1 tRNA gene and 1 rRNA gene are annotated in these 281 nt (G+C 54.8%); both read right to left on the bottom strand.

The window, feature by feature from the left end:
• A 5S ribosomal RNA gene (gene rrf / locus OGY15_RS00035) occupies positions 1-81 on the bottom strand; the annotation flags it as partial.
• Positions 82-119: 38 nt separating this feature from the next.
• Positions 120-195 (bottom strand) — tRNA-Thr (locus OGY15_RS00030).
• Positions 196-281 lie beyond the last annotated feature (86 nt).

Raw genomic sequence — 281 nt, 5'->3', positions numbered from 1 at the left:
CACACTACCATCGGCGCTACGGCGTTTCACTTCTGAGTTCGGCATGGGGTCAGGTGGGACCACCGCGCTACAGCCGCCAGACAAATTCTTTTCTAAGTGCCGAACTTAAACCGAAAAACTGGTGCTGATACCCAGAGTCGAACTGGGGACCTCACCCTTACCAAGGGTGCGCTCTACCAACTGAGCCATATCAGCACACTAAATTTGATGCCTGGCAGTTCCCTACTCTCGCATGGGGAGACCCCACACTACCATCGGCGCTACGGCGTTTCACTTCTGAG

This window comes from Citrobacter sp. Cu231 (genome assembly GCF_030332265.1).
GTDB classification, from domain to species: domain Bacteria; phylum Pseudomonadota; class Gammaproteobacteria; order Enterobacterales; family Enterobacteriaceae; genus Citrobacter; species Citrobacter meridianamericanus.
Note: the sequence above shows the minus strand (reverse complement) of the source record. Positions and strands in the feature narration are given on the sequence as shown.